This window comes from Burkholderia sp. Tr-862 (genome assembly GCF_011753085.1).
GTDB lineage: Bacteria > Pseudomonadota > Gammaproteobacteria > Burkholderiales > Burkholderiaceae > Burkholderia > Burkholderia ambifaria.
The window spans coordinates 101179-108409 of record NZ_VWWG01000008.1 but is presented as its reverse complement, the minus strand read 5'-3'; the positions used below and the strand labels follow the sequence as shown (position 1 = coordinate 108409).

Annotated in this window: 10 protein-coding genes; all 10 read left to right on the top strand. The window is 66.5% G+C overall.

Annotated elements, in window-relative coordinates; all coding sequences use genetic code 11:
- A partial coding sequence (thiE, locus tag F3J14_RS05150) for a thiamine phosphate synthase (protein ID WP_166722074.1) occupies window positions 1-690 on the top strand: 690 nt, incomplete at its 5' end.
- Between the two features lie 84 nt (window positions 691-774).
- Window positions 775-1596 (top strand): ABC transporter ATP-binding protein, encoded by an 822-nt coding sequence (locus tag F3J14_RS05145; RefSeq protein WP_166722073.1) that lies wholly within the window; start codon window positions 775-777, stop codon window positions 1594-1596.
- Complete coding sequence (mlaE, locus tag F3J14_RS05140; RefSeq protein WP_011655796.1) at window positions 1593-2360, top strand: lipid asymmetry maintenance ABC transporter permease subunit MlaE; 768 nt, start codon at window positions 1593-1595, stop codon at window positions 2358-2360. The genes F3J14_RS05145 and mlaE overlap by 4 nt, the downstream gene beginning before the upstream one ends.
- Before the next feature lie 24 nt (window positions 2361-2384).
- Window positions 2385-2963 carry an outer membrane lipid asymmetry maintenance protein MlaD gene (gene mlaD, locus F3J14_RS05135; protein ID WP_166722072.1) on the top strand — a complete coding sequence of 193 codons (579 nt, stop codon included), beginning with the start codon at window positions 2385-2387 and terminating at the stop codon, window positions 2961-2963.
- A gap of 31 nt (window positions 2964-2994) precedes the next feature.
- Window positions 2995-3960: a VacJ family lipoprotein gene (locus F3J14_RS05130; protein ID WP_166722080.1), complete on the top strand. Its 966-nt coding sequence runs from the start codon at window positions 2995-2997 to the stop codon at window positions 3958-3960.
- 110 nt (window positions 3961-4070) lie between these two features.
- A complete protein-coding gene (locus tag F3J14_RS05125; protein WP_043173530.1) occupies window positions 4071-4700 on the top strand; it encodes an ABC transporter substrate-binding protein in 630 nt (209 codons plus the stop codon).
- Window positions 4697-4972: an STAS domain-containing protein gene (locus tag F3J14_RS05120; protein WP_166722071.1), complete on the top strand. Its 276-nt coding sequence runs from the start codon at window positions 4697-4699 to the stop codon at window positions 4970-4972. Before F3J14_RS05125 ends, F3J14_RS05120 begins: the two co-directional genes overlap by 4 nt.
- 192 nt (window positions 4973-5164) lie before the next feature.
- A complete protein-coding gene (locus F3J14_RS05115; RefSeq protein ID WP_165750772.1) occupies window positions 5165-6091 on the top strand; it encodes an ABC transporter ATP-binding protein in 927 nt (308 codons plus the stop codon).
- Entirely contained in the window at window positions 6088-6933 is an 846-nt protein-coding gene (locus tag F3J14_RS05110; RefSeq protein WP_247682131.1) for an ABC transporter permease, read from the top strand. Before F3J14_RS05115 ends, F3J14_RS05110 begins: the two co-directional genes overlap by 4 nt.
- A 53-nt stretch (window positions 6934-6986) precedes the next feature.
- Entirely contained in the window at window positions 6987-7226 is a 240-nt protein-coding gene (locus F3J14_RS05105; RefSeq protein ID WP_006477131.1) for a BolA family protein, read from the top strand.
- Window positions 7227-7231: the final 5 nt, after the last annotated feature.

Here is a 7231-nt window from a genome sequence, read left to right as displayed (position 1 = left end):
GTCGACGCCGCGCGATTTCCGCGCGTCGCCGGCCTGGCCGCCGCGCCGGAGCCCGCATTCCCGCCGTGCCCCGCGCAACTCGGCCTCTATCCGGTCGTCCCCGACGCCGAATGGGTCGAGCGCGTGCTCGATTGCGGCGCGCGGACCGTGCAGCTGCGCGTGAAAGGTGCGGACCCCGCCGCGTTGCGCCGCGAAATCGCGCGTGCGGTCGCGGCCGGGCGCGGCTATTCGGATGCGCGTGTGTTCATCAACGATCACTGGCAGATCGCGGTAGAAGAGGGGGCGTACGGCGTACATCTGGGTCAGGAAGACCTCGAGACGGCCGATCTGGCCGCGATCGCGCGCGCCGGGCTGCGGCTCGGGCTGTCGAGCCACGGCTATTACGAGATGTTGCGGGCGTTGCACGAGCGCCCGAGCTATCTCGCCCTCGGTCCGGTGTACGCGACCGCGACCAAGGCGGTTGCGGCGCCGCCGCAGGGACTCGCGCGGATCGCCCGCTATGCGCGCTTCGCAGGGGCGCGGGCGCCGCTCGTCGCGATCGGCGGCGTGGGCCTCGACGCGTTGCCTGACGTGCTGGCGACGGGCGTCGGCAGCGTCGCGGTCGTCAGTGCGATAACGGGCGCTATCGATTATCGGGCGGCAATTGTTGCGTTGCAGCAATGTTTTGCCCGACAATTTGACAATCATTGACCGCAGGGCCCGGAACGGCGTCACGACATCATTCCAATGCAGGCCCTATAATTCGGCGTTCTGCGTTAAAGGACTGTCAGCTCCGTGAGCCCCACTCCTACCGAGACTCTGCTGGAACTTCGCGACGTCGACTTTGGCTATGGCGACCGCCTCGTCCTGTCGAACCTGAACCTGCGCTTCGGGCGCGGCCAGGTCGTCGCTGTCATGGGCGGGTCGGGCTGCGGCAAGACGACCGTGCTGCGCCTGATCGGCGGCCTGGTGCGTGCGCGCCGCGGCCAGGTGCTGTTCGACGGCGCCGACGTCGGCGCGCAGACGCGCGACGGCCTGTACGCGCTGCGCCGCAAGATGGGCATGCTGTTCCAGTTCGGCGCGCTGTTCACCGACATGTCGGTGTTCGAGAACGTCGCGTTCGCGCTGCGCGAACACACCGACCTGCCCGAAGACCTGGTCCGCGACCTCGTGCTGATGAAGCTCAACGCGGTCGGGCTGCGCGGCGCTCGCGACCTGATGCCCTCCGAGGTGTCGGGCGGGATGGCGCGCCGTATCGCGCTCGCACGCGCGATCGCGCTCGATCCGCAGCTCATCATGTACGACGAGCCGTTCGCGGGCCTCGATCCGATCTCGCTCGGCATCACCGCGAACCTGATCCGCACGCTGAACCAGGCGCTCGGCGCAACGTCGATCCTCGTCACGCACGATGTGCCGGAATCCTTCGCGATCGCCGATTACGTGTATTTTCTGGCCAACGGCGGCGTGCTCGCGCAGGGTACGCCCGCCGAGCTGCGCGCGTCGACCGATCCGAGCGTGCGGCAGTTCATCGACGGCGCACCGGACGGCCCGTTCAAATTTCATTACACGAGCCCGCCGCTGGCGGCGGATTTCGGGCTCGGCGGAGGGCGCGCATGATCAGCGCGATCGGACGTTACGTCATCGGCGGCCTCGAGCGCGCGGGCTACGGCACGCGGCTGTTCGTGCGCCTCGTGCTGGAATTCTTCCCGCTGCTGCGCCGGCCGCGGCTGGTCACGAAGCAGATCCACTTCCTCGGCAACTATTCGTTCGTGATCATTGCCGTGTCGGGCCTGTTCGTCGGCTTCGTGCTCGGCCTGCAGGGCTACTACACGCTGAACCGCTACGGGTCCGAGCAGGCGCTCGGCCTGCTGGTCGCGCTGTCGCTCGTGCGGGAGCTCGGCCCGGTCGTGACCGCGCTGCTGTTCGCGGGCCGCGCGGGCACGTCGCTCACGGCCGAGATCGGCCTGATGAAGGCCGGCGAGCAGCTCACCGCGCTCGAGATGATGGCCGTCGACCCGATCAAGACGGTGATCGCGCCGCGCCTGTGGGCCGGCATCATCGCGATGCCGCTGCTCGCCGCGATCTTCAACGCGGTCGGCGTGCTCGGCGGGTATTTCGTCGGCGTCGTATTGATCGGCGTCGATCCGGGCGCGTTCTGGTCGCAGATGCAGGGCGGGGTCCAGGTGTGGGCCGACGTCGGCAACGGCGTGATCAAGAGCATCGTGTTCGGGTTCGCCGTGACCTTCATTGCACTGTTTCAAGGGTATGAAGCGAAGCCCACGCCCGAGGGCGTGTCGCGCGCGACGACCAAGACGGTCGTATTCGCGTCGCTCGCCGTACTCGGCCTCGATTTCCTGCTGACCGCGCTGATGTTCAGCTAAGCCTCAGCCAAGCCAAATTTTGGGATGACGATGAAAAAGACTGCTCTCGACTTCTGGGTCGGCCTGTTCGTGGTGGTGGGCTTCCTTGCGGTGCTGTTCCTGGCGCTCAAGGTCGGCAACATGAGCTCGCTGTCGTTTCAGCCGACCTACTCGGTGAGGATGAAATTCGACAACATCGGCGGGCTGAAGCCGCGTGCGGCCGTGAAGAGCGCGGGCGTCGTGGTCGGCCGCGTGAAGGCGATCGGCTTCGACAGCAATACGTATCAGGCGCTCGTGACGATCGATGTCGACGGCCAATACCAGTTCCCGAAGGATTCGTCGGCGAAGATCCTGACGTCCGGCCTGCTCGGCGAGCAGTACATCGGGCTCGATCCGGGCGGCGACACCGAAATGCTGAAGTCGGGCGATACGATCACGATGACGCAGTCGGCGATCGTGCTCGAGAATCTGATCGGCCAGTTCCTGTACAGCAAGGCGGCCGACGCGGGCGGCGCGAAGCCGGCTTCCGGTGCGTCGGCAGCACCGGCAGCACCGGCAGCACCCGCCGCGCCCGCACCGGTCGCGGTGCCGGCGTCCGCGGTGTCCGGCTCGGCTGCCCAATAACCACACGAGAGAAAGACAAGAGGGAATGACCATGCAGACGATCCGCATCAGGCACGCCGCGCTCGCAGTGGCGGCAGTCGCCGCGTTGAGCGGTTGCGCGACCGTACAGACGCCGACCAAGGGCGATCCGCTCGAAGGTTTCAACCGGTCGATGTACAAGTTCAACGACACGGTCGATACATATGCGCTGAAGCCGGTCGCGAAGGGCTACCAGTACGTGGTGCCGCAGCCGGTGCGCGACAGCGTGACGAACTTCTTCTCGAACATCGGCGACGTCTACATCGCGGCGAACAACATCGTGCAGTTGCGGATCGCGGACGGCGTCGGCGACATCATGCGCGTCGTGATCAACACGGTGTTCGGCGTCGGCGGCCTGTTCGACGTCGCGACGATCGCGAAACTGCCGAAGCACACGGCCGACTTCGGGATCACGATGGGCCGCTACGGCATGCCGTCGGGCCCGTACCTCGTGCTGCCGCTGCTCGGCCCGAGCACGCTGCGCGACACGGCAGGCCTCGGCGTCGACTACGTCGGCAACCCGCTCACCTACGTGAAGCCGGACGGCCTGAGCTGGGGCCTGTTCGGCGTGAACCTCGTCAACACGCGTGCGAACCTGCTCGGCGCGGGCGACGTGCTGGATGCCGCGGCGCTCGACAAGTATTCGTTCGTACGTAACGCGTACCTGCAACGCCGCCAGATGCTGATCAGCAACGCGCGCGGCGAGGCCGCCGCGACGTCGAGCAACGACGCGCTGCCGAAGTACGATCTGCCGGATGACGGCTCGGCACCGGCGGCAGCCGGCGCGGCCGGTACGGCGGGCGCAGCTGCCGTCGGCGGCGCGACCGCGCCGGCCGGCGCATCGGGTGCGGGCGTTCCCGCACCGGCGTCGGGTACCCCCGAAGCGCCGAACCCGGCCAGCGAAACGAACGTGCCGCCGATGCAGGTGGCGCCGCCGTCGCCGGGCGGGTTCCGCTTCCCGAGCATCCGGCTGCACTGATCAACTTACATTCGTTACAGCCGGAAACGATTCAGTCGGTAGCGTTCGCGAACTTGCGCGTAAGCTACCGGCTCCAACCTCCGCATCGACTCTTCATGCAGGTCACTATGATGAAAAAACTGTTCCTGATTCCCGTTTTCGCGGCGCTGTTCTCGTTCGGTAGCGCAGCTCACGCGCAAGTCGACCAGTCGAACCCGCAGGCGCTGATCAAGACGGCAACGCAGCAGGTGCTCGACGAGGTCAAGCAGCAGACGATCAAGCAGGGCGACACCAACCGCATCATCACGATTGTCAACAAGGACATCCTGCCGTACACCGATTTCCGCCGCACCACGCAGCTCGCGATGGGCCGCAACTGGCGCGCGGCGTCGGCCGAGCAGCAGCAGCAGGTTCAGGAGCAGTTCAAGCTGCTGCTGATCCGCACGTATTCGGGCGCGCTCGCGCAGCTGAAGCCGGACCAGCAGATCCAGTACCCGCCGTTCCGCGCCGATCCGGCCGACACCGACGTCGTCGTGAAGACGGTCGCGATGAACAACGGCCAGCCGGTCCAGATCGACTACCGCCTGTACAAGACGGCCAACGGCTGGAAGGTGTATGACCTGAACGTGCTCGGCGCGTGGCTGATCCAGACGTACCAGCAGCAGTTCAACGAGAAGATCCAGCAAAGCGGCGTGGACGGCCTGATCAAGTTCCTGACGCAGCGCAACCAGGAACTTGCCGCGGGCAAGCAAGCTTCGTGAGCGGCTTCGCAGCCGGCTCCTCGCTGACCGTCGCGAGCGCGAAGTCCGCGCTCGCGGACGGTCTCGCGCGCATCGACGCGGGCGCCACCGCCGTCGATTGCGCGGCGCTGACGCAGTTCGACTCGTCCGCGCTCGCCGTGCTGCTCGCATGGCAACGTGCCGCGAAAGCGCGCGGCGCGACCCTCGACATCCTCAATCTCCCCCCGAAGCTCGCCAGCCTCGCGAACGCCTACGGCGTCGACGCGCTCATCGACGGCACCGGGCGACATTGACCCTGTCCGACCGAAGCCTGCCGCGCCAGCCGGCGCGCGCACGCTTCAGGCCGCGCGCCTTCAGCGCCGGCCTCACCAGCCGGTTTGCCCTATAATCAAGCGTTTTGCGGGGCAGCCAATCGGCGTCCGGCCCCCATTTTCATCCGCAGCAAGCACAGAATAGGCGTCGCGGCCCTTGCGTCGCGCACAGTCATGTCAGCCATAGAAATCCGTCACGTCAAGAAGCGCTACAAATCGCTTCAGGCGCTCAAGGGCGTCAGCCTGTCGGTCGAGGAAGGCGAGTTTTTCGGTTTGCTCGGCCCGAACGGCGCAGGCAAGACCACGCTCATCAGTATCCTCGCCGGGCTCGCCCGGGCCGATGAAGGCAGTATCTCCGTGCTCGGCCACGACGTCGTCAAGGACTTCCGGGGTGCGCGCCGCGCGCTCGGCGTCGTGCCGCAGGAACTCGTGTTCGACCCGTTCTTCACCGTTCGCGAGACGCTGCGGATCCAGTCCGGCTATTTCGGGCTGCGCCGCAACGACGACTGGATCGACGAAGTGATGGCCAATCTCGACCTCACCGAGAAGGCCGACGCGAACATGCGCGCGCTGTCGGGCGGGATGAAGCGCCGCGTGCTGGTCGCACAGGCGCTCGTGCATCGGCCGCCCGTGATCGTGCTCGACGAGCCGACCGCCGGCGTCGACGTCGAACTGCGCCAGACGCTGTGGAAATTCATCTCGCGGCTGAACCGCGAGGGCCACACGATCGTCCTGACCACCCATTACCTCGAGGAAGCCGAGTCGCTGTGCGACCGCATCGCGATGCTGCGTCGCGGTGAAGTCGTCGCGCTCGACCGCACCGACGCGCTGCTGCGCCGCTTCGCGGGGCTGCAGCTGTACCTGCGGCTCGCGACGGGCGCGCTGCCCGCCGAACTGCGAGGGCTGGAGGCCGATCCGGCCGCGCGCGCGCCGGGCGAGCACCTGCTGCGTCTGACGAGCTACGACGATGTCGAGCGCATCCTCGCGCAGTGTCGCGCGGCGGGCTGCACGTTCGACGAGATCGAGGTCCGCAAGGCCGACCTCGAAGATGTGTTCGTCCAGGTGATGAACGGGGCCGAGGTGATCGAGGGTCTGGCATGAATCAACAACCCACACGCGAACTGCGTTCGCCCGGGGAGGCCCGGTCTCCCCGTTCCCGGCAAACGCCCGAGCCCGTCGTAGTGGCTGGAAGCGGGTTTCGCACGCTGTTCTACAAGGAACTGCTGCGTTTCTGGAAGGTGTCGTTCCAGACGGTGTGCGCACCGATCGTGACGGCGCTGCTGTATCTGACGATCTTCGGCCACGCGCTGTCGGGCCGCGTCGAGGTGTATCCGGGCGTCGAGTACGTGAGCTTTCTCGTGCCCGGCCTCGTGATGATGAGCGTGCTGCAGAACGCGTTCGCGAACAGCTCGTCATCGCTGATCCAGTCGAAGATCACCGGCAACCTCGTGTTCATGCTGCTGCCGCCGCTGTCGTACCGCGACATCTTCGGCGCCTACGTGCTCGCGTCCGTCGTGCGCGGCCTCGCGGTCGGCGCGGGCGTGTTCGTCGTGACGATCTGGTTTGTCCCGATGCATTTCGCGGCGCCGTTGTTCATCATCGCATTCGCGCTGCTCGGCTCGGCGATCCTCGGCACGCTGGGGCTGATCGCCGGGATCTGGGCCGAGAAGTTCGACCAGCTCGCCGCGTTCCAGAACTTCCTGATCATGCCGCTGACGTTCCTGTCCGGCGTGTTCTATTCGACGCACTCGCTGCCGCCCGTGTGGCGCGAGATCTCGCGTCTCAACCCGTTTTTCTACATGATCGACGGCTTCCGTTACGGGTTCTTCGGCGCGTCCGACATCAACCCGCTCGCGAGCCTTGCGATCGTCACCGGTTTCTTCGTGCTGCTCGCGATCTTCGCGATGCGGCTGCTCGCGACCGGCTACAAACTGCGTCATTGATATCGACAGGCAGCGGCCGCCCACGGGCGGCGCGCGCCGACAGGAGCCCCCTCATGTTGCCGACTCCCGAACAGGTCAAGCAATACATCGCCGGCGGTCTCGCCTGCACTCATCTGGAAGTCGAAGGCGACGGCCAGCATTTCTTCGCGACGATCGTGTCGGCGGCCTTCGAAGGCAAGCGGCCGATCCAGCGGCACCAGCTCGTCTATGCGGCGCTCGGCGATCGCATGAAACAGGAAATTCACGCGCTCAGCATGAAGACGCTGACGCCCGCCGAATGGCAGAACGCATAACCGGA